This is a genomic window from Bacillus sp. LBA3-1-1.1, from assembly GCF_040676495.1.
GTDB classification, from domain to species: Bacteria; Bacillota; Bacilli; order Bacillales; family Bacillaceae_G; genus Bacillus_A; species Bacillus_A nitratireducens.
Map to the genome: position 1 here is coordinate 209,424 of NZ_JBEGIB010000018.1, position 22,369 is coordinate 231,792.

The window sequence follows — 22,369 nt, forward strand, 5'->3', positions numbered from 1 at the left end:
TTGAAAAGAGGGATGATAAATGGAGATAAAACAATTAATTACATTTAAAGTAGCGGCAGACACTTTGAATTTTACGCAAACTGCGAAGAAATTAAACTTTGCTCAATCGAGCGTAACGGCGCAAATTAAAACGTTAGAAGCTGAGTTAGGTACGCCGTTATTTGAAAGGTTAGGAAAACGTCTTTTTTTAACTGAAGCAGGCAAAAAGTTTCAATTATATGCCGACAAGATGATTGCACTCAGTAACGAAGCAAAAATGGCTGTGAAAGATGATGAGGAAATAGCAGGTACGTTAATAATCGGTGCGCAAGAGAGTCAATGTACATATAGGCTGCCATCTATATTAAAGAGGTTTAAAGCACAATTTCCTCAAATAAAGCTTATATTTAAACCAGCACATTCCAATAAAGATGCGAAGGAACAATTGATGGAGGGAAAAGTCGATCTTGCCTTTATTTTGGACGAATGTAAAACAGAAGATGCTTTACATGTGGAGCCGCTTATGAAAGAAGAATTAAAAGTAGTAGCTGCTTCAGGGCATTATTTACTCGGGCAAACTTCCGTTTCTATAAAAGATTTAGAGAAGGAAACACTTTTGTTAACAGAACTCGGTTGCTCGTATCGAACTTTATTTGAAGAGCTATTTCGTACAGAAGATGTGTATCCAGCAAATAAGATTGAGTTTGTTAGTGTCGAGGCAATTAAACAATGTGTTATTGCAGATTTAGGTATAGCCGTTTTACCCGCGATAGTAGTAGAAAAAGATATAAGAGAAGGGACGATAAAAGAGTTACATGTAGAAAATGCAATTTCACCGATTTATACACAAATTGCTTGGCATAAAGATAAATGGATGACAGTGCCACTGCAGCAATTTATTGATGTGACTAGGGAGTTTTTTACAACGGATTAAGTGGAGAAATATTTAATTTATGTGACAGATAAATGTTACTTTTCTATTGGGAGAACCGATGCTTGCATGAAACAAGTATCGGTTCTTTTATGTTTTAAATAAAGAATGCTATAAAATGTGTATTTCTCAACTTTTTTTCTTACAAGGATAAGTAAATTTCTTCGTATATTCCAATAATCATAAGGGAATTTACAACGTTTATTCGTTTCTGTAAGATGCCTCTAGGAAGAATGAAAGGAGGGCTTACATAGCGGTATAGCTTGTCTTTATGATACGTACTTATTTTGAGGGAGGAGATTTACAATGTTTAAAAAGTTAATGAAAGTATGTGTGTTAAGTGCAGCGAGTGTAGGGGTATTATTTAGTTTTCAAGGAAGTACATTTGCAGCTACTGATTTAAGTAGTTATTATGACGGGAAAAATCCAGCTACAACGAAAGTATATGGGGGAAGTACAACGTGTGATGCAGATGGATTTAATGCAAAATCTACAGCAGTTTATGAAGGTAGTAAAAAAGTAGGGACAGTGTATTTACGTTACAGTAATAAATGTCACGCAGCATGGTCTAAGCTTGTTTTAGATCAACCAGCCCCTTCCGTTTCTGGAGGGATATATGCTTACGCTGTTATTAATAAATATAAAAACGGTGTATTTCAAAAATCAGTAGACTCCAATAGTGGTAATGGAGCAATAAAAACAGGTCAAACGAGCACGTATACAGGAATGGTATTTGATTTAACTGCTGATTTTGGTTATACAGCTGATGCTGAAGCGGTGACGATTAATAACGGTTACGGAAAAACAGGACGTTATTAATAAAGGAGTGGAATACTATGAAACTTTTTAAAAATGTGGGAGCATTTCTTTTTCTATCTGTGTTTGTTTTAACAAGTGTGTTTAGTACAACTAGTAATGATAAAGCATATGCAGAAGATCATTCATATGATGGAAAAAGTCCATACTATAATAGCTGTGATCAATCCGCTGTAACGAAAGAAAAGAAGTGGATTGATTCAAATTCTTATGTAGAATTAAAGTTTAGTACGACGTGTAAGACGGCGTGGGCAAAAGTTACTGTAACTCGTCCAGCAGTTTATAATAACGAAGCTGATGCAAGGATTGTCAGAAAAACAGATGGAAAAGCATATACTTGCGGGAGTGCTGGAGGAAATGGTGTTGTAAATAAAGGGCAAACATCATGCTATACGCCAATGGTATATGATTTAGATCCAAGAAAGGCGCAAGCGCAAGGGAAACATGCAATTCCTAATAGTGATGCATATAATTATGCTGAGACAATTTGGTATTGATGGAATTATAAAAATTTCAAGATAGCATATTTCAAGAGCATGTTTTGATTGGTTTTCAAAACATGCTCGATCTGTATTCATTCTAATCTTTTCGGTAATCAGGGCCTTTGAATCAACTAATAAGGTCTGTATCAGGAGGAGTATATCCAAGGTGACGAGCCATAGATACGATTTGTCCTTTATGATGAAATTCATGTGTTTCCGTATGAGTTAAAAGCCATAGTGGAGTTGTGCTCCAAGGTTCTTTTTGCCATTTCACTTCATTTGCTATATTTTCGAGCCAACGGTCATTGTATTCATCTAAAAAACGCATTACAACCTCATCGACTAACTTAAATCTAGCACGAACTTTCTCGACATCTGCATGCTCAATTTCATAATCACTAGCAAATGAAAAATCTGCTCGTTTTTGCTTAAATGCGAATGATCCAAGCCAGTATCGGTAGCAATCGGCTACATGAATATGTGTCTTTATAATGCTACCGCTCCCGAAATTCGGAACAGTGCTATGTAATTTTTCTAGTGGGATTTCTTCCAAAAACGAAAATAGAGTTTCTCTTGTAGAGCTAATAAGATTATATTGCTGTTTTAAAACATGTAACATGCAACTACACTCCTCTTTTATTTACTAAACTAAATGCGTAGTAAGTAATTCTATATTTAGGAGGAGTGAACCTTTGTATTATTTTTACAGCTTTTCCCGAACAAGAAAGCCCATTGCCTTTAGGCATGGGATGAAAGTGAGGTTGGATACGGAGTACCACTAAAAATCGCAAGGTTCGTGGTACTTTAAGTATCCAAAGTATAGGTAGTTTCTTCGGATGTTTTTGTTGGAACCTCTCGAAAATAAATGATATAAATAGAATAAATGATGATAGAAGAATGTTTCAAAGTGTTTGAGAAGAAAACCTTCTCGTTTCATACAGTTGTAAAGTTTATAAACACGTCTGATTTTGTTATGATCGCTAGAAATGTATCAAATGAACACGAGGTTGAAAATCAAAAAACAAGGGGATGAAACGTATGTCACAGACCCTAACAGTGAAAGTGAAATTGATTCCAACAAAAGGACAAATCCGTTTATTGGAACAAAGCAGTCACGAATATATCAAAGTTATAAATACACTTGTATCAGAAATGGTGGAAGCAAAGAAAAGTACGAAAAAAAGCACAAAAGATATTGAAGCAAATATACCAAGTGCAGTGAAGAATCAAGCGATTAAAGACGCGAAAAGTTTGTTTGCTACAAAAGTAAAGAAAAGCCATTATAAAATCATCCCGATTCTAAAGAGACCTGTTTGTGTATGGAACAATCAAAATTATTCATTTGACCCTACTTATATTTCAATCCCATTTAAGGTAAATGGAAAGTCGACTCGTGTAAAAATCCGAGCTTTATTAAGCGATAAAAACAATCGTAATCTGAATCTGTTAAAACATAAATTAGGTACACTTCGCATCATAAAGAAATCGAATAAGTGGATAGCCCAAATATCTGTCACACTTTCTATCAATAAAAGGACAGGAACGAAAATTTTAGGAGTAGACTTAGGTCTCAAGGTTCCCGCGGTAGCAATCACAGATGATGATAAGGTTCGTTTCTTTGGGAGTGGTAGGCACAATAAATATAAGAAGCGTAAGTTTCGTAGTGTTCGTAAGAAGTTAGGAAAAGACAAAAAAGTGAAAGCCATTCGGCGAATGGATGATAAAGAGAAAAGATGGATGCAAGATAAAGGTCACAAAATAAGTCGTGCAATTATTAATTTTGCGATTGCAAATCATATTTCTGTCATTCGATTAGAACAATTAACGAATATAAGACAGACGGCAAGAACAAGCCGTAAAAACGAAAAAAATCTACACACTTGGTCATTCTATCGTTTGGCACAATGTATTGCCTATAAAGCAATGATAGCTGGTATTCAGATTGAATATGTGAATCCAGCTTATACAAGTCAAAGTTGTCCGAAATGTGCTGAAAAGAATAAGGCTCGAGATAGAAAATACAAGTGTCCATGTGGGTTTAAGACACATCGTGATATCGTTGGAGCGATGAATATTCGCTACGCAACTGTGATTGATGGTAACATTCAATCAGCCTAAGCACCTTTATGGTCTGGTTTAGGAGGGGCAATGAGATGCCCTTATCTTGAAGGCTGTTCAAAACAGAAATGGATTGCGAACGCTTAGTCATTCAAGAATCCCACCCGTAAATCCGTAAAGATTCGGGCTTGCGACTTTAGTCGTGGGAGTCTCAATAAGCATATTAGATGTATTTCTTAATTGTTTCTGATAGATTAAACAAGGTGAAGCTTTAATAAGTTGAACATTCTTAGTTCGTAATAAATTGTACGTAAAAAGGGGAACGATAAAATGAATAGAATAATTGGTTTAAAACAATTTGAAATAACGCGCGGGGAATTGCTAAAATTAATGGAGACGCTAGACGATAAAACTGTGGATACGCAGCCAGAGGGTTTTAACAATACAATTCGCTGGCATATCGGTCATGTGTTAACGGCAGCAGAAGTTTTCATGTTTGGAAAAGAATTCAAACAATTACCAACTGAATATCCAGGTATGTTTGGGTATGGATCAAGACCATCTAAATGGAAAACAGAAGGACCGTCATTAGAAGTGTTAAAGTCGCAGTTACAAGAACAAGCAAAGCGTATTAATGCAATTCCAGAAGAAGTATTTGAAAATAAACTTCCAGAGCCATTCCTAGGATTGGAAACAGTAGGGGAGCTTTACGGTATGATGCTTTATCATGAAGCAGATCATATTGGTCAAATGAAGGCGATGGAACGTATTATTAAGGCTCTTTAGTTTTTGGTAATGTTAAATAATATATAGACAAAAAAGGGGTAGATAATTTATTATCTATCCTTTTTTGTTGTTGAACTTCTTGAAGGATTAAGGATTATGAACGCTAATCATCGTGATGCTGATGAAGAAGGACAGGAAACCAACCTATTAGGATAAAGAAACAACCTAATAGGTTGGTAGTTATTATTTTTTTGTATTACTTAATAGAAAAATATTGAAGATAGTACAGAAAAAAGTATAAGCTTGCGAAATCTGTATGAAATAGGGTATTCCTAAATATGGAATATACGTATAATAATAGAGAAGAACTAGAAATAGGGGTGAATACTATGATTACATTAGAACAAAAGTTTGAACAATATACACATACATATTCACAGTTAAAGGGAGAACTAAAATGGAAAACGAGTGATTCTCGAACAGGTATGATGATTGCTGCTATGTATGCAAGTAGTGATAAATTGTTTGATCTCGGACGTTTTTTAGAAATTAGTAGTTATATTAAGAATCAGGTAGGGATGTTTTCATACTTAAAGTCTTATCATCGCTTTGTGGTGGCCGCAACATTAGATATTCACTTTACAGATTACAAGAAAGCTTTTCGGAGGTTTTTAGATTTATATGAACAATTGGTTGCTGGTGGTTTTAGCCGGAGTATATTTACTTATCTCGCAGCAACTGTGCTTTTAACAGAAGAAAATGAACAGCATGGCACGCACATTCAGCGGTCGATGCAAGTATATAAACGCATGAAAGAGGATCATCTTTTTCTTACAGGTACAAATGATTATCCGCTCGCGGTTTTACTAGCAGGACAATCAGAGAATGTAGAGATACTTATGGACCGAGTGGAACGTCTTTACCAGAAACTAGCGAAAGCTGGTTTGCGTAAAGGGAATGATCTTCAATTTTTAAGTCATATACTTTCATTAAAGAAGGATGTCCGTGAAGAAATGTTAGTTGCAAAATGCACAAACATATGGAATTTGTTAAAGCAAGGAAAGGTAAAAGTGAAACAGATGCATTACCCAGCTATTGGACTACTAGCGTTACTAGAGGATGGAGAAAAAGAGGTTCATTCTATTCGAGCATTCATTGAAAAATTGAAGGGGGAGAAATTATTCCGTTGGCATACAGATGCGAATATTCTTATTGCTATTCAACTGTTCGTAAGTCAGAAAGGTGAGGAAAGTAAAGCTACCAACACAGGTTTACAAACAATGATAGAAGTCCTCATACAAGCACAACAAGCAGCTATGATGGCAACGATTGCCGCTTCGTCTGCAGCAACCTCTTCTGCTAGTAGTAGTTCATAATGTGCAACTGCTTATGCTCTTGTAAATTATGATGAATCTATAACGAACGATTTAAAAAGTATTAATAAAAAAGGCCCATCACTCTCTAATGAGTGATGGGCTAACTGTTTTTACATAATCAGCATTATCTTTTCGATTCCTTCAAATATTTGAGTTGTGTAACAATCATAATGCTAATAACAACGAGTAAAAACCACGAGCTAATTTTGCTTAAATGAACGAGATTCCACGCTTCCCGTTGATTTGGATATTGCCACGCTCCAAAAAATGTTGCGATGTTCTCTGCAATCCAAATAAAGAAACCGATAAGGAAAAAGGAGATAACGAGTGGCATTTTATATGTAACGCCTCGTAATGAAAATTCTACAAATGTGCGAAAGAAAACAATGAATAATAGCAAAGTTAATACCCATCTAAAATCGTATATAAAATGGTGGGTGAAAAAATTAAAGTAAATCATAGCTCCTAACGGCACGGCAAAAATAGCTTTCGGCCAATGATGCATTTGTAAATGCAATCTTCTCCATGCTTGGCATATGTAACTGGCGACACTTGCATACATAAAACCACTGTAAAGTGGAACTCCAAAAACTTTTGAATACGCCTCTTCCGGATAACTCCATGATCCGAAATGTACTTTATATATTTCTAGCAAGAGTCCGATGAGGTGGAAGACAGTAATTACTTTTAGTTCGTCTTTTGTTTCAAGCCCAGTCTTGTACATAATCCACTGCATAAGAAGACATACGATGAGTATGAAATCATATCGGTACAACCCTGGAATCGATATGATTTTTGAAAGAGCAAGTGTTAAAAAAATAACGACAGGGAACAAACAGGATAATGCTTGTTCATACGTAAAATTAAGTAGTTGTTTTACATAAAACATGTTTTCACCTTCTATGATTTCTTTTTTGATTGAATAATCTGAAGAATAATTAAGTATACTATAGTTCTAAATAATAGAACACAATAATTGGTTTGTTTGAAAAAACAAAAAAATGTAAAATGAAGTTAATTCAATGTAGAGGAGTTGTGCCAATGTCAGCGCTTATTGTAAGTATCCCGTTTATAAGGAAGTTTATGGAACTAGGGGATAAATAGGCTAGAATAATTATCCCCATTATTTAATAAAGGGGGAGTTTGAAATGACAATGAATCTTTTTCAAAATAAAACTATTAAATTATCAGCTATTAGAGAAACAGATGCTAAAGTAATGGCTATGTGGCAAGAGGATAGTGAGTATTTAAGAAATGTCGATACAGACTTAGCATTCCCGCAATCTTTACATGAAATAGAAAGTGATGGGCTATTAAAGGGACGGAGATCGAATAGTGTTTCTTTCATGGTAAGGACAGTTCAAGATGATCGTTTAATTGGTTTTGTGGCGATTCATGGCATAGAGTGGAATAACAGAACAGGTTTATTAGCAATTGGTATAGGAGATGCGAATGATAGAGGGAAGGGATATGGAAGGGAAACAATACACCTTATTCTAAAGTATGCTTTCTATGAATTGAATTTACACCGCATCGGTCTCGATGTTATTTCGTATAATAAACCTGCCATTACACTGTATAAAAAGATGGGTTTTCAGATGGAAGGTTGTATGAGAGAAGCGGTTCAAAGAGATGGGAAGTTTTTTGATCGTATCATTATGGGGATATTGCGGGATGAATGGATAGGGTTGCAAGATTAGGAAGTACATTCGAAATTATATATGTAGTATGCAGGAGATATAATGATAATTGGCGAAATTTTACAGTGAACTGATTGAATTTATCCCGCATGAACGGGCAGTAAAATTCCCACCTCAAAATTCAGGTGGAGCAAAGAAGTTAGGTGGGAGATCAACTGCCCGTAAACGCCCGATTGGTTCAACTAATAATCAGTGGGGGATGAACAAAACCCCCACTGATTAAAGTTTCACTTTATAAGGAGTTATGCAAAATGAATTTAGAAAAAAGTAAACCAGTAAATGAAGAGGTCGCTGAATTAAAAGAACTAATTAAAGAATTACATGGAAGTGTACACCAACTTCAAAGTGAAGTACAACAATTAAGGCACGAAAGACCGGTCGTTGAAGTGAGAAAAGGTGTTCAATTATCACCGGCAATAGTCGGACAAATTGGTGGTATGATTTTAGGTGGATTAGCAATTATAGGTATATTTTGGTGATGGAAAAAGGTATGCGGCGTAGTGCTGCATACCTTTTTTGTTTGAAGATATAATTTCATATAATACAACTTTTACATTAAATAACGTAAATATATATAAGCATGTGATAACAATAGCGCAATGATCGTTAAGGGGAAACCGATTTTTAAGAAGTCCATATAAGAGAACCCATGTCCTTCACGTTTTGCAATACCAGCAACGACTACGTTTGCTGATGCGCCGATTAAGGTTCCGTTTCCTCCTAAGCAAGCTCCAAGTGATAAAGCCCACCATAGTACTTCGATTTGCGGGGAATCGACAGATAGCCCGAGTCCAGTAGCTAAATCTTGAATAAGAGGGATCATCGTTGCGACAAATGGGATATTGTCAATTGTCGCAGATGCGATACCAGATACCCATAAGATAAGTATAGCAGCGAAACCGATATCACCATTTGTTACGTCGATTACTTCTTTTGCGAGTGAAGAAATAAGTCCGATATCAATTAACCCGCCAACTAGAACGAATAGTCCAGCGAAGAAGAAAATAGTTACCCATTCAACGTGGGCAAATACATCTTCAATATCATGCTCTTTCACGCCGATTAGCATAAGAAGTGTAGCACCTGTCATCGCAATTACGGCAGCGTCTACATGAATAATAGAATGAAGTACAAAGCCTAAAATAGTTAGTCCTAAAATCGAAATGGATTTTAATAGGAGGCTTTGATCTTTAATATAATCTTTTTCATTTAATGCCATTAATTTTTCGATTTGCTCAGGTGTTGTTTTTAGTTTGTTACGATACATGAAGTAAATAATGCCAAGTGTAACGATAGAAATAATAATTACGATGGGAGCTAAGTTTAGTAAGAAGGCATTAAAGTCTAAATGCTTATTAGCTGATCCAATCATAATGTTCGGCGGGTCACCAATTAATGTTGCTGTTCCGCCTATGTTTGAAAATAGCACTTCTGAAATTAAATAAGGAACAGGATTTACTTTTAAAATACGTGTAATAGACAGTGTAACAGGTACGATTAATAATACGGTTGTTACGTTGTCCAAAAATGCAGAACCGACAGCGGTTAATAGGGATAGCAATAATAAAATGCGGATTGGTTTTCCACCAGCTGCTTTAGCCGCTTTAATGGCCACGAATTCAAACACGCCTGATTGACTCGTAATATGTACGAGAATCATCATCCCAATTAAAAGGGTGATTGTTTCCCATTGAATATGTGATGTGAAAGCAGTATGTAAATCTACAATTCCAAAAATAATCATAATAGCAGCACCGAATAGTGCGATTACAGCACGATTCAATTTCTCAGAAATAATAAATCCGTACGTGACTAAAAATACGGCAATTGCAAAATAATATTGCCAATTTGCTACTTCATGTGCTGAATGTTCCAAACATGTCACCTTCTTTAAAGTATGTATTCAATTGTAAAAATGCATCCCTCTGCGTAATTTATATTGTAGCAAATTCAAAAAAGAAAGAAAACTATTTAACAAAGTGAAGGGAAAAATATGATTTTTACATATCATATAAAGTGAAACTTTAATCAGTGGGGGTTTTTGTTCATCCCCCACTGATTATTAGTTGAACCAATCGGGCATTTACGGATAGTTGATTTCCCACCTAGCTGGCGTGTGTTCGCTGGATTTTGAGGTGGGAATCTTACTATCCGTTAATGCGGGATAAAAAATATAAAAAACACAGTGCAAATTATTAGGAAAAGTGGGCGTTGTCCTCTAATATAGAGATAGCAATTTACATTATTTTTGCGTAAAATGGTTTAAAGAGGTGAATTCCGATGGAAATAGTAAAAGATAGTTCTCTTATTCAAAATGAAATTGAACGTTTTGTAAATAAAGATGTATATATTCATTTAGAAACGACGAACGGAGCGTATGCGTCACACTTTAATGAAAAGATGATGACAGTTGGAGCATTCATTCGAAATGCGATTATTCGCTTTGAGCGCGGGAAAATAACTGGAACAAATCCATACCGAGTTGGTTTAAAAATGGATCATGGCTGGGTATATGCAGAAGGCATTACGCACTGGGAAGTAGACGATAAAGAGCGTTTATTACTAGCAGGGCATGATAACCAAGGCCGCTTAGCGGTAGCGCTTGAGCTAAGCTTAACGCCATTTAAGTAAGAAGGAGGGAAACTTATGGAGAGACATGTACTTGTTGTATTTCCGCACCCAGATGATGAAGCATTTGCTGCGGGAGGAACAATTCGCTTATTAACAGATCAAGGAGTACCTGTAACGTACGCATGTGGTACTCTTGGACAAATGGGACGTAACATGGGGAAAAACGTATTCGCTAACCGTGAAACGATTCCAAATATCCGTGAAAAAGAATTAAAAGATGCATGTGAGGCGATGGGGATTCAAGATTTAAGAATGCTCGGTTTCCATGATAAAACGTTAGAATTTGAAGATGTTGATTTTGTTGCAGATAAAATCGAAGCGATTATTCAAGAAGTAAATCCATCTCGAATTATTACATTTTATCCAGAACACGGGGTACATCCAGATCATGATGCATTTGGCCGCGCTGTAGTTCGCGCTGTATCACGTATGCCAAAAGAAGAACGTCCAGCCATTCATGCGGTTGCGATTACGAGAAATCGAGAAGCAGTACTCGGTGAACCGGATGTTGTAAATAATATTAGTGAAGTATTTGAACATAAATTAGCTGCACTAGGCGCGCATCGTTCACAAACAGAAGCGATGCTAGAAGAAACGCATGCAAAAATAAAAAACAAAGACGCAGCAACATTAAAATGGCTGCAACTTGAACAGTTTTGGACTTATAAATGGGAGTAGGCTAGAAGGGTACCTTCTAGTAGCTCTTACATAGAAAAAGCGCCGTCACTTGTGATGGCGCTTTTTTGTGCTATTGTTTCGTACTAGCCAAATACATGAGCATGTGGAATTTTTCGTCTCTTACATGATAATCGAAATAAGGTCCTGGATCTGTACAGTAACCAATATTTTCATTTTGCATGATTTGAAATCCGTTAACTGATAAATTTTCTTCTAAGTATTTTGGATGTAAAATATGCTCATGGGAATTTGGATATAAGGCTGAAATATTTTTCAAGGATTTGGCCGAGTTATCATAATACGAGTATCCACCGACAATTGTTGAACTGTTATGTAAATAGTTTTTTAGAACGTGACTTGGGAACTCTGGGTTGAGCAGTGAAAAATCAGTTATTGTAAAACTATCCACAAAAACATCGATGCTAAGCGGTTTCAATGGCAGATTTAAATCGGAATTCAAAATATAAAGGACGCGTGGCTTCGGATTCATACGCTCAATTCTATTTCTCACCTTCTTAAGCATTGCAAGCGAATAGCCACTGAATACATAGGATGCGCTCGGTTCAAGAATATCGATATATTTCGGTAGTGACACAAAAGCGTCAACGTTCGTTTCCACGACTAATTTATTTTTTAAATCTATATTTTGTAGAACTTTTTGAAATTGAAAATTACTTTTTTCAAATAAGTTAATCATTTTGGGATTAATCTCTTTAATCGTTTCTTTATCGTAAAAATAAGATGGATAAGGTGACGTCTCGTACAAGTTCGCGGTAATGATAATACCCTCCTCGATAGCTGCTTCATATCCACAGCTACAAGTTAAACTCCCCGTGTTAATGTAGACTTTTTTAATTGTTACATCTTTCATTTCAAGTGGAATGCGGCACTTCGGACAATAGAGTAGATTTACAAAGTCAAGCGGGATTCCTGTAATATTCTCTTCTTTTTGTGAAGGTGAGCTAGTTTGAACCGCTTTTTCAATCAATTGAATCGCTTTTGATATGTCTTCTTTTTTAATGTTCAGCTCGTTCTTTTTATCAATGAGTAAGTTGTTGTAGTAGTCGATATCCTCATGGTCCGAGAAGTTTGTGACACGACGATACGATAAAATTCGTTGGATTTCTATCAATGAAAAATGAAATTTTTTCAGCTCAGTAATAAAAGCCATGTCGTCTAAACACGATTGGTTCATATGATACTGGGTGTTTTTTTTGTCTGGTATTAATAATCCTAGTTCAATGTAATAACGTACGGTATCAGTTGTAACATGAAAAAGCTTCGCAAATGTACCAATTTTCATAGATGTCCCCCCAATGAAAAAAATGGAGTTACTCCATTTTTTTCGCAAAATGAATTCAAAAAACCCTTAAATGGCTATTGACTTGGAGGAAACTCCAAGTCATATTATTAATTCAATAAATGTGAATATTTTGAATATTTTTGAGTGTATTGTAACATACATGTCACGAAAGGAGAAGGATTAGCTATGGGTAAAATGGATCGAATGGATACTCTCTCACTTTGGAAAGCGACTGCAAACAGCTATGAAAAAGGAAAACCTCTTGAAGGAAATGAAGAAGCGGATGTTGTCATTATTGGCGCAGGTTTCACAGGTCTTTCTTCTGCATATCATTTGCAAAAATTAGGGAAGAGTGTCATTGTCCTTGAGCAGGAAACAATCGGATATGGCGCAAGCGGTCGCAACGGCGGGATGGTATTGCCAGGCTATAAGTCAACGATGCAGGAGCTTGCCAAGAAGTATGGTGCCGAAGAGGCGAGGCAGCTTAACGATCTTTCTCTGCTTAGTGTTGAACTAGTTAAAAACATTATCGACGAGCATCAAATCAACTGTAACTTCAGAAAGACAGGTCACATTGTGGCGGCTTACAAAGCCAAGCATTTTGAAGGGTTGAAACTGGAAAGTGAATACTTAAACAAAAATTTTGGATATGAATGTAGCGTGCTTAATCGAAGTCAGTTGCATCAAGAAATTGATTCCCCGCAATATTATGGTTGCTTAGTCGACGACTCGAGTTACTCGTTCCAACCACTGAACTATGCAATTGGTTTGGGAGAAGCAGCTAAATCGATCGGTGCAAAAATCTTTGAGCATTCGAAAGCACTATCTATTGAGTACGGCCGAAATAGTGTGAAAGTTAGTACAGAAAAAGGTACTGTTACAGCGAAAGACATTATTGTCGCTACAGATGGTTACTCCGGAAAAATTATGGCTGAATTGAATAAAGGTGTACTGCCAATTTCGGCACGTATTATTGGTACTGAACAGCTTCCAGAATCACTAGTGAATGCCGTCATTCCTAAAGATCGCATGGTTTTTGATACAAGCAGTTTCCTTTACTATTTCAGGCGTACACCAGATAATCGGATCATATTTGGCGGTGGCGATATTCGTCCAAACTTAGGTGATGCTGTTTATCAAAATGTTTACGATGCCATGGTTAAAATAATGCCAAAACTAGAAGGAAGCAAGATTGATTACCGTTGGGGTGGATTTATTGGGGTAACAATTGATACGTTTCCGGTTATCGGTAGATCCAAAGAAGGCGCATATTTTGCAACGGGTTATACGGGGCATGGCGCGTCTCTCTCGACATTGTTTGGTAAGTTATTGGCACAATGGATTGTTACAGGGAGTGCAGGTGGATATCGATTTGAAAAAGAACGCCTTAAATCATTCCCATTCTATAATCAGAAAACGATGCTGGTCAATATAGCACATATTGGTTTCAAACTCGTAGATATTATCGCGTAAAGGAGAGGTGTTTATGAAAATTAACATGTTCATTGACGGGAAATGGGTAGAAGCATTATCGGGTGCTAGACGAAACATTATCAATCCTGCAACCGGAGAGGTTATCGCAACGTCTGCTCATGGATCGGCGGATGATGCGAAGATAGCAATCAAGGCAGCGCGTAAAGCGTTTGACAGCGGAATCTGGTCGAACTTATCGGCTGATGAAAGAGCTAACTATCTATATAAGATTGCAGACCGTCTTGAAGAGAAGACAGCTGAAATTGCCCGTTTGGAAACTGAAAATAACGGTAAGGTTATTCGTGCAACAACCTATGTAGATATTCCTGTATCAATTCAATGTTTCCGCTATTATGCTGACTTGATTAAAGGCATGAAAAAAGAATCTTACACTCGCGAGGATGATTCGGAAACGATTATTATTCATGAACCGATTGGTGTTTGTGGACTTATTGTACCTTGGAATTTCCCGCTTATGTTAGCAGTTTGGCAAATTGCTCCTGCACTTGCCGCAGGAAATACAATTGTAATTAAGCCTGCTGACGTCACTCCTGTAAGCGTATACAAATTATTTGAAATTATTGAAGAGATTGGACTGCCAGACGGAGTGGCAAACTTAGTATTGGGACCTGGATCAAAGGTTGGGAATGAGCTTGCAGAGAACCATGATGTTGACAAAGTTGCCTTTACCGGTGGAACAAAAACAGGTCAAAGTATTATGCGCGCAGCTGCGGGCAATATGAAAAAAATCACACTTGAACTAGGTGGGAAATCTCCACTTATTGTGTTCGACGATGTGGATTTTGAAACCGCAGTCGATAATGCGATGTTTGGCATTTTCCACAATGCTGGGCAAGTTTGTTCAGCTGCATCTCGTTTGCTTGTACAAGAGACTATTTACGATAAGTTTGTTGAAAGATTGGCCGAGCGTGCGAACAAAATTGTAGTTGGCAACGGGGAAAGTGAGAACATTGAAATGGGAGCTCTCACAACTGAGTCTCATATGAATGAAGTTTTACATTATATCCAGAGAGGAATCGAAGAAGGTGCAAAATTAGTTTGCGGTGGTAAGCGCCTAACAGAAAATAGGCTTGATCGAGGTTTTTTCATTGCACCAACCATCTTCGCTGATGTAAATGAGAATATGTGTATTGTTAAGGAAGAGATTTTTGGTCCAGTTCTTGTTGTACAGAAATTTAAAGATGAGGAAGATGCCATCCAAAAAGCGAATGATTCCATTTATGGATTAGCCGGTGCTGTATTTACTGAAGATATGGACCGAGCAAAACGTGTCATTAGTAAATTACGTGCGGGAATTACTTGGATTAATAGTTATCATCTCGCTTATGTTGAAGGCCCTTGGGGAGGGTATAAGCAAAGTGGTATCGGCAGAGCGTTAGGTGTTGTCGGACTGGAGCACTTTATGGAAACGAAGCAAATCAATATCCACCAGCATGCAAATCCGGTAGGGTGGTATGCGAATTAATTGAGCTTAACTTGCTATATAAATTATTTGTAAGGGGATATGCTCATGAAAATAGTGGACAACCGTCCGTCATCGAAAATAGAGAAACGAGAAGTAATGAATAAACCGATAGATGATTCAGTGCTGGGAACCAAAAGTATTCCGTTACTATATTTACGGTTTGCTTTGGCAGGAATTATGGCTAACGTAATTCTAGGGGTTGTATCGGTTATCGATGGCTATTTCGTCAGTGGCTTTCAGGAGCTGGAAATCGAAGGGATCGGAATTGGATTTACGGTCATGGTTATTACCCGAATGATTGGTGTTCTTTTGGGGGTGGGGGCCGGAGCGGTCATTTCACTTCGACTGGGGAAAGGGAAAATCGAAGAAGCTAGAAGTATTATGGGACAAACTTTATGGTTTACTCTTTTCCTGTCTTCTTTGTTAGCTATACTTGGGTTGGCCTTTGAAAATGATATTATGATTTTATTTGGAGCAAGTGATGAAGCACTTCCGTATGCGGTGCAATATAGCCGACTGCTATGGATTTCGTTACCATTAACGATATTGGCCGTTGTATTAAGTATTTTAACTAATATCGATGAAAAACCTATATTATCAATGAACAGTTGGTTAGTTGCAGCGGTTGTTGCTGGGATTATGGAATGGATTATGGTAGTGAAGTATGACATGGGGATGATGGGTTCTTCATGGGCTAATACGATTTCGCAATCGATTCCTGTTCTCTTAATCTTTTATTTCTGGTTTGGTAAAACAAAACTTAAGCCAAAAATGAAAGACATGATGATTAATTTTAAGAAAATTGGTGAAGTAGTTTGGACGGGGTTTGCATCTTTCTCGAGTCAGTTCATGATGTTTATTGCGATTATTTTCACCAACAACTTACTGCAAAGCTACGGTGGTGGTCTGCACGTTGCAGCTTTCACGATTCAAAACGGTTACATTACAAATCTCCTCGCCTTAGCGGCGCTCGGTGGGATGACAGGACTTCAACCGATAATTAGTTATAATTACGGTGCAGGCAACCTTGATCGTGTGAAACAAGCAATTAAGATGGGACTCATTTTTACAGTTTCCTTCTTTGTGATTGTGACAACTGTATTAATCATTTTTGCAGATCCAATTGTGTCATTTTTTTCCGGTGGTAATCCTGAATTGCAAAAACTGGGCATTTGGACGACAGTTGTATTCAATTGTTTGTTTACGCTTAGTGCAGTCAGCTTGCTTATCTCCGGTTATTTCGAATCGCAAGAGAGAAACTGGTCCGCAACGTTTATTAGTGTAAGTAAAATATTGTTGTTCATGTTACCGTTTCTATTTATATTCCCGAAATTCTGGGGCGTAGAAGGTGTATGGTACGCCGCTCCTGCTGCAGAAATTCCAGGTGTTCTTATTGCCATATACTTTATGACGAAAGAGTTTAAACGTTTAAAAGATCCAAAGGTTAAGACGGTAGATTTATAGACTTATTTCTTCAAAATTACCAATACGAAAGAGAGAGGATTTTCATGTTTTTTGCGAAAAAACTTACAGCAGAAGAAGCAGAGCAACTAGGTGCCTACACATGGGAACCATGGATAGGCGAACCGAATAAAGGTACTTGGCATGTAGAGGAACAGGAAGTTTTCTATGTGACAGACGGTGAAGTGTTTATTACTGTTGATGGGAAAAAGTATCATATCACAAAAGACTGGGTCGTTTCTTTGGCTAAGGATCTTGTTTGTGAATGGGATTGCCCAGTGTTCTTGAAAAAGAATTATAAAATGAACCACGAGATTATTCTGAAATAATGTGAACTGGGGAGTGGACAAATGCTAAGCAGATGACTACTCCTGCGTGTGAAATGGATAAGAAATTTAGAGTAGTAATGTTGAAGAAATGTATGTAAATAAGTTTATATACCACCTAATGAATGCGCTTTCTTTTTAGGTGCAATAACATAGGATGGTTATCTTAAAATAGGAGGCTTCACCATGGTAGTAACGAAAAATGTACAAACGTTGAAAAATTATATTGGCGGACAATGGATAGAATCCACAAGTAAGCAAGTTGAAGATGTACCAAATCCAGCAACAGGAGAGATTATTGCTCGTGTGCCTCTTTCGACTAAAGAAGATTTAGATAGAGCTGTAGCAACTGCGAAAGAAGCATTCAAAACATGGAGAAAGATCGCTGTACCTCGGCGTGCACGGATTCTCTTTCGCTATCAACAGCTATTGATTGAAAACTGGGAAGAGTTAGCTAAGCTCGTAACCTTGGAAAACGGAAAAAGTTATCAGGAAGCATACGGTGAAGTACAGCGGGGGATTGAATGTGTTGAATTTGCCGCAGGTGCCCCAACTTTAATGATGGGAGAGCAACTTCCCGATATTGCAACTGGTGTTGAATCAGGGATGTATCGTTATCCGATCGGAGTAATCGCAGGAATAACGCCATTTAATTTTCCGATGATGGTACCATGCTGGATGTTTCCACTCGCGATTGCATGCGGAAATACGTTTGTATTAAAACCATCTGAAAGAACACCGCTATTGGCTAATCGTATAGCTGAACTGTTTAAAGAAGCAGGGCTTCCAGATGGAGTACTAAATATTGTACATGGTGCACATGACGTCGTTAACGGCATTCTTGACAATGACGATGTGAAAGCTGTATCTTTCGTTGGTTCTCAACCTGTGGCTGAGTATATATATAAAACAGCAGCAGCTAACGGTAAACGTGTACAAGCTCTTGCGGGGGCAAAAAATCATTCAATCGTATTAAAAGATGCGGACCTTAGTTCTACAGTAAAAGAAATTACAAATGCTGCTTTCGGTTCAGCTGGTGAACGATGCATGGCAGCGGCAGTTGTTGTCGTGGAAGAAGACGTTGCAGATGAGCTTGTTAATAGACTGCTTCAAGAGGCTAATGCAATTACGATTGGTAATGGTCTGGAAGAAGGTGTTTTCCTTGGTCCTGTTATTCGTGAAGGACATAAAGAGCGGACACTTGGATACATTCAATCCGGAGTAGAGCAGGGAGCGACACTTATTCGTGACGGACGTGAAGATGATGCAGCAAACAGCCAAGGTTATTTTGTTGGTCCAACGATTTTTGACAATGTGACACAGGAAATGAAAATCTGGAAAGATGAAATTTTCGCACCGGTTCTTTCTGTAGTACGCGTAAAAGACTTGATGGAAGCAATTCATGTTGCTAATGCATCACCATTCGCAAATGGTGCATGTCTGTACACAAATAGTGCGAAAGCCATTCGTCAATTCCGTGAAGAAATTGATGCAGGCATGCTTGGGGTTAATCTTGGAGTTCCCGCTCCCATGGCATTCTTCCCATTCTCAGGTTATAAGAAATCTTTCTACGGTGATCTCCATGCAAATGGAAAAGATGGCGTAGAATTCTATACTCGCAAGAAAATGCTTACGGCTCGTTATTAAAAGATTCATGTGAAATCATAAAAGAATAGAATGGAGCTGATGATTGTGCAAGTGACAGAGCAAACACAAAGTTTGAAAAAAACAGATGAAAAGTACCTTTGGCATGGGATGAGAGGAGCAGCCCCAAGTCCAACGAATTTAATTATCACAAAAGCAGAAGGGGCATGGGTGACGGATATTGATGGAAACCGTTATTTAGACGGTATGTCTGGTCTTTGGTGTGTGAATGTTGGATACGGCCGAAAAGAGCTTGCAAGAGCGGCATTTGAGCAACTTGAAGAAATGCCATATTTCCCTCTGACACAAAGTCATGTTCCTGCCATTAAATTAGCAGAAAAATTGAATGAATGGCTGGATGATGAATACATCATTTTCTTTTCTAACAGTGGATCGGAAGCAAATGAAACAGCATTTAAAATTGCTCGTCAATATCATCAGCAAAAAGGTGATCATGGACGCTATAAGTTTATTTCCCGCTACCGCGCTTATCACGGTAACTCAATGGGTGCTCTTGCAGCAACAGGGCAAGCGCAGCGAAAGTATAAATATGAGCCACTAGGACAAGGGTTTTTGCATGTAGCACCGCCTGATACGTATCGCAATCCAGAGGATGTTCATACACTGGCAAGTGCTGAGGAAATCGATCGTGTCATGACATGGGAGTTAAGCCAAACAGTAGCCGGTGTGATTATGGAGCCAATTATTACCGGGGGCGGAATTTTAATGCCTCCTGATGGATATATGGAAAAAGTAAAAGAAATTTGTGAGAAGCACGGTGCGTTGCTCATTTGTGATGAAGTTATATGTGGATTTGGACGAACAGGGAAGCCGTTTGGATTTATGAATTATGGCGTCAAACCAGATATCATTACAATGGCAAAAGGTATTACAAGTGCGTATCTTCCTTTGTCAGCAACAGCAGTTAGACGAGAGGTTTATGAGGCATTCGTAGGCAGTGATGATTATGATCGCTTCCGCCATGTAAATACGTTCGGAGGTAATCCTGCTGCTTGCGCCTTAGCTTTGAAGAATTTAGAAATTATGGAGAATGAGAAACTCATTGAACGTTCCAAAGAATTGGGTGAACGACTGTTATATGAACTAGAAGATGTAAAAGAGCATCCAAACGTAGGAGATGTTCGCGGAAAAGGCCTTCTTTTAGGTATTGAACTAGTGGAAGATAAGCAAACAAAAGAACCGGCTTCCATTGAAAAGATGAACAAAGTCATCAATGCTTGTAAAGAAAAAGGTCTAATTATTGGTAAAAATGGTGACACTGTTGCAGGTTACAATAATATTTTGCAGCTTGCACCTCCATTAAGCATCACAGAGGAAGACTTTACTTTTATCGTTAAAACAATGAAAGAATGTTTATCCCGCATTAACGGGCAGTAAAACTCCCACCTCAAAATGCGGCTGGAGCAAAGAAGTTAGGTGGGAGATCAACTGCCCGTAAAAGCCCGATTGGTGAGGGCTAATAATCAGTGGGGGATGAACAAAAACCCCCCACTGATTAAAGTTTCACTTTAGCTCAACTTTAATTAATTATTGATAAATCTTGTTAAAAAGCGGATGAGCCTATTAGGAGATATAACTTTAAATACTGAATGAATTACTCAAAAAGAGTAATTCCGAAAGGGTTGAGTTTATGAAAGCTGATGTTGTATTGATAAATGGAGAAGTTATTACAGTAGATCAAAAGAATGCAGTAGTCGAAGCTGTAGCAATAAAAGATAATCATATCGTAGTTGTTGGCTCAAATCAGGAGGTTAAGAGTTTTATAGGAGAAAACACGGATGTAATTGACCTGCAAGGGAAAACGCTTCTTCCTGGATTCATTGATTCCCATCTTCACATCATTTCTTATGGACTAAATCAGTTGGCTGTCAGTTGTAAAGCTGAACATATTGACTCTATCGATGCTTTGTTAGATGATCTGAAAAAGAAGGCCTTAGAAACGCCAAAAGGTGAATGGATACGTGCTTGGGGCTTTAATGAAACCACTGTGAAGGAAAAGCGTTATCCAACAATTACTGAGCTGGATGAAATTTCAGTTGAACACCCTATTATTATAACCCGTACTTGTCACCACATAAGCGTGGTGAACAGCAAAGCATTAGAAATTGCACAAATTAACGAGAACACACCGAACACGAGTGGGGGAGTTATTGAAAAAAATCAGGCAGGGAGGCTTACAGGAAAGTTAATTGAAGCAGCAAATATGAGTATGAGCGAGGTTGCAAGTTATACAGAAAGTGAAATGATGAAGGCTGTGAAAATTGCATCAGATCATTTCGTTGCAGCTGGCATTACAAGTATACATGACGCAGGTGGAGATGGCTCTGAAAGTTTTCGTTTACTACAAAAAGCTGTGAAGAGTAAGGATATTCGTGTTCGAATATATGCAATGATATGTCAAATAAATAACTCTCATGAATTTGTTAATAAAATGGTCGAAGCTGGCGTGGTAACTGGTACCGGAGATGAGAGATTCAAAGTTGGACCAGCTAAATTATTTACAGATGGAAGTAGCACTGGCCCTACAATTGCAACCCGTAAGTCATATTCAAGTGACCCTAACAATTACGGCATTCTTTATTATAGTGAGGAAGAAATCTATAAGGTTTTAGGTGAAGCGCATAAAAAAGGTTATCAAATCACTGTACATGCACAAGGTGATAAAGCTATTGAAATGTATTTGAATTGTGTAGAAAGGGCGCTAGAGGAATCACCAAGAAAAAATCATCGACATCGAATCGAACACGCGGGAATTTCTTCACCGGATTTACAAGAGAGAATGAAAAAACTAGAGATGGTTCCAATTCCAAATCCTCCATTTCCATATGAATTTGGAGAGATATATGTCCAGCATTATGGCGATCGTGTGAATCACATGTACGCTGCTCGTGATTTTATTGATCGTGGCATCATTGCAGCAGGTAGTTCGGATGCACCAGTTACTGACTATAATCCTTTATTAGGAATTCATGTTGCTGTCAATAGAAAAACCAAGTCTGGAATAGAGGTTGGTGCTAATCAATCTATAAGCGTAATGGAAGCTATTAAACTATACACATGGAATGGTGCTTATGCGAGTTTTGAAGAAGAGATAAAAGGAAGCATAGAGGTCGGAAAGCTGGCGGATTTAGTTATATTAAATGACAGCATTTTAAGTGTCAATCCAAACCAAATTAAAGATTTAAAAGTAGAAACAACAATTATTGATGGTGAAATTATCTATCAAAAAGAACAATCAGTGAAAATTTAGCAATAAAAAAACGCCCCTTCAATTGTGA

22 protein-coding genes are annotated in these 22,369 nt (G+C 37.6%); 18 read left to right on the forward strand and 4 right to left on the reverse strand.

Annotation, left to right across the window (positions count from 1 at the left end):
- Positions 1 to 19 precede the first annotated feature (19 nt).
- The 3 genes from MRBLBA3_RS15895 to MRBLBA3_RS15905 all read left to right on the forward strand — a co-directional run bounded on the left by MRBLBA3_RS15895 (position 20) and on the right by MRBLBA3_RS15905 (position 2,223).
- Complete coding sequence (locus MRBLBA3_RS15895; protein ID WP_363382165.1) at positions 20 to 913, forward strand: LysR family transcriptional regulator; 894 nt, start codon at positions 20 to 22, stop codon at positions 911 to 913.
- A 303-nt stretch (positions 914 to 1,216) separates the two neighbouring features.
- A complete protein-coding gene (locus MRBLBA3_RS15900; RefSeq protein ID WP_328023764.1) occupies positions 1,217 to 1,729 on the forward strand; it encodes a DUF2690 domain-containing protein in 513 nt (170 codons plus the stop codon).
- A gap of 17 nt (positions 1,730 to 1,746) precedes the next feature.
- A complete protein-coding gene (locus MRBLBA3_RS15905) occupies positions 1,747 to 2,223 on the forward strand; it encodes a DUF2690 domain-containing protein (RefSeq protein WP_000765247.1) in 477 nt (158 codons plus the stop codon).
- A 112-nt stretch (positions 2,224 to 2,335) separates the two neighbouring features.
- Here the strand turns inward: MRBLBA3_RS15905 and MRBLBA3_RS15910 are convergent, their stop codons facing one another.
- A complete protein-coding gene (locus MRBLBA3_RS15910) occupies positions 2,336 to 2,827 on the reverse strand; it encodes a DinB family protein (RefSeq protein WP_363382170.1) in 492 nt (163 codons plus the stop codon).
- Positions 2,828 to 3,246: 419 nt separating this feature from the next.
- Between MRBLBA3_RS15910 and MRBLBA3_RS15915 the strand changes: the two genes are divergently transcribed.
- The 3 genes from MRBLBA3_RS15915 (at position 3,247) to MRBLBA3_RS15925 (ending at position 6,368) form a co-directional block, all read left to right on the forward strand.
- Complete coding sequence (locus MRBLBA3_RS15915) at positions 3,247 to 4,326, forward strand: transposase (protein ID WP_363382173.1); 1,080 nt, start codon at positions 3,247 to 3,249, stop codon at positions 4,324 to 4,326.
- 270 nt (positions 4,327 to 4,596) lie between these two features.
- Positions 4,597 to 5,052: a DinB family protein gene (locus MRBLBA3_RS15920; RefSeq protein WP_363382175.1), complete on the forward strand. Its 456-nt coding sequence runs from the start codon at positions 4,597 to 4,599 to the stop codon at positions 5,050 to 5,052.
- 278 nt (positions 5,053 to 5,330) lie between these two features.
- Complete coding sequence (locus tag MRBLBA3_RS15925) at positions 5,331 to 6,368, forward strand: DUF4003 domain-containing protein (protein ID WP_363382178.1); 1,038 nt, start codon at positions 5,331 to 5,333, stop codon at positions 6,366 to 6,368.
- A gap of 124 nt (positions 6,369 to 6,492) precedes the next feature.
- Here MRBLBA3_RS15925 and MRBLBA3_RS15930 read toward each other — a convergent pair whose 3' ends face one another.
- Positions 6,493 to 7,257 (reverse strand): DUF817 domain-containing protein, encoded by a 765-nt coding sequence (locus tag MRBLBA3_RS15930; protein WP_363382181.1) that lies wholly within the window; start codon positions 7,255 to 7,257, stop codon positions 6,493 to 6,495.
- A gap of 259 nt (positions 7,258 to 7,516) precedes the next feature.
- Here MRBLBA3_RS15930 and MRBLBA3_RS15935 point away from each other — a divergent pair, with 259 nt between their 5' ends.
- From MRBLBA3_RS15935 to MRBLBA3_RS15945, 3 genes are read left to right on the forward strand one after another with little or no spacing between them, the layout of a single operon-like run.
- The gene (locus MRBLBA3_RS15935) at positions 7,517 to 8,068 is read left to right on the forward strand and encodes a GNAT family N-acetyltransferase (RefSeq protein ID WP_328023774.1); all 552 of its coding nucleotides are present in this window, start codon (positions 7,517 to 7,519) and stop codon (positions 8,066 to 8,068) included.
- A 49-nt stretch (positions 8,069 to 8,117) separates the two neighbouring features.
- On the forward strand, positions 8,118 to 8,291 hold the full coding sequence (locus MRBLBA3_RS15940; protein WP_170960716.1) for a hypothetical protein: 174 nt from the start codon (positions 8,118 to 8,120) through the stop codon (positions 8,289 to 8,291).
- A 28-nt stretch (positions 8,292 to 8,319) separates the two neighbouring features.
- Entirely contained in the window at positions 8,320 to 8,547 is a 228-nt protein-coding gene (locus MRBLBA3_RS15945) for a hypothetical protein (RefSeq protein ID WP_001047523.1), read from the forward strand.
- Between the two features lie 71 nt (positions 8,548 to 8,618).
- On the opposite strand, the gene MRBLBA3_RS15950 is transcribed toward MRBLBA3_RS15945, so the two are convergent.
- Positions 8,619 to 9,944: an ArsB/NhaD family transporter gene (locus tag MRBLBA3_RS15950; protein ID WP_000401242.1), complete on the reverse strand. Its 1,326-nt coding sequence runs from the start codon at positions 9,942 to 9,944 to the stop codon at positions 8,619 to 8,621.
- Positions 9,945 to 10,348: 404 nt separating this feature from the next.
- Between MRBLBA3_RS15950 and MRBLBA3_RS15955 the strand changes: the two genes are divergently transcribed.
- Both MRBLBA3_RS15955 and bshB2 read left to right on the forward strand, forming a co-directional pair.
- Complete coding sequence (locus tag MRBLBA3_RS15955; RefSeq protein WP_000407039.1) at positions 10,349 to 10,699, forward strand: YojF family protein; 351 nt, start codon at positions 10,349 to 10,351, stop codon at positions 10,697 to 10,699.
- A gap of 15 nt (positions 10,700 to 10,714) precedes the next feature.
- Positions 10,715 to 11,377 (forward strand): bacillithiol biosynthesis deacetylase BshB2, encoded by a 663-nt coding sequence (gene bshB2, locus MRBLBA3_RS15960; protein ID WP_000439465.1) that lies wholly within the window; start codon positions 10,715 to 10,717, stop codon positions 11,375 to 11,377.
- A gap of 70 nt (positions 11,378 to 11,447) precedes the next feature.
- Here bshB2 and MRBLBA3_RS15965 read toward each other — a convergent pair whose 3' ends face one another.
- On the reverse strand, positions 11,448 to 12,680 hold the full coding sequence (locus MRBLBA3_RS15965) for a MerR family transcriptional regulator (protein WP_000690185.1): 1,233 nt from the start codon (positions 12,678 to 12,680) through the stop codon (positions 11,448 to 11,450).
- Positions 12,681 to 12,866: 186 nt separating this feature from the next.
- On the opposite strand from MRBLBA3_RS15965, the gene MRBLBA3_RS15970 reads away from it, so the two are divergent.
- From MRBLBA3_RS15970 to MRBLBA3_RS16000, 7 genes are all read left to right on the forward strand, one after another.
- The gene (locus MRBLBA3_RS15970) at positions 12,867 to 14,153 is read left to right on the forward strand and encodes an NAD(P)/FAD-dependent oxidoreductase (protein WP_363382190.1); all 1,287 of its coding nucleotides are present in this window, start codon (positions 12,867 to 12,869) and stop codon (positions 14,151 to 14,153) included.
- A gap of 13 nt (positions 14,154 to 14,166) precedes the next feature.
- Positions 14,167 to 15,639 carry an aldehyde dehydrogenase family protein gene (locus tag MRBLBA3_RS15975; RefSeq protein ID WP_363382193.1) on the forward strand — a complete coding sequence of 491 codons (1,473 nt, stop codon included), beginning with the start codon at positions 14,167 to 14,169 and terminating at the stop codon, positions 15,637 to 15,639.
- 45 nt (positions 15,640 to 15,684) lie between these two features.
- On the forward strand, positions 15,685 to 17,103 hold the full coding sequence (locus tag MRBLBA3_RS15980) for an MATE family efflux transporter (RefSeq protein ID WP_097882415.1): 1,419 nt from the start codon (positions 15,685 to 15,687) through the stop codon (positions 17,101 to 17,103).
- Positions 17,104 to 17,147: 44 nt separating this feature from the next.
- Entirely contained in the window at positions 17,148 to 17,429 is a 282-nt protein-coding gene (locus MRBLBA3_RS15985; RefSeq protein ID WP_000464528.1) for a cupin domain-containing protein, read from the forward strand.
- Between the two features lie 183 nt (positions 17,430 to 17,612).
- Complete coding sequence (locus MRBLBA3_RS15990; protein WP_242399191.1) at positions 17,613 to 19,073, forward strand: CoA-acylating methylmalonate-semialdehyde dehydrogenase; 1,461 nt, start codon at positions 17,613 to 17,615, stop codon at positions 19,071 to 19,073.
- 30 nt (positions 19,074 to 19,103) lie between these two features.
- Positions 19,104 to 20,468 (forward strand): aspartate aminotransferase family protein, encoded by a 1,365-nt coding sequence (locus MRBLBA3_RS15995; RefSeq protein WP_363382197.1) that lies wholly within the window; start codon positions 19,104 to 19,106, stop codon positions 20,466 to 20,468.
- Positions 20,469 to 20,721: 253 nt separating this feature from the next.
- Entirely contained in the window at positions 20,722 to 22,341 is a 1,620-nt protein-coding gene (locus MRBLBA3_RS16000) for an amidohydrolase (RefSeq protein WP_363382200.1), read from the forward strand.
- Positions 22,342 to 22,369 lie beyond the last annotated feature (28 nt).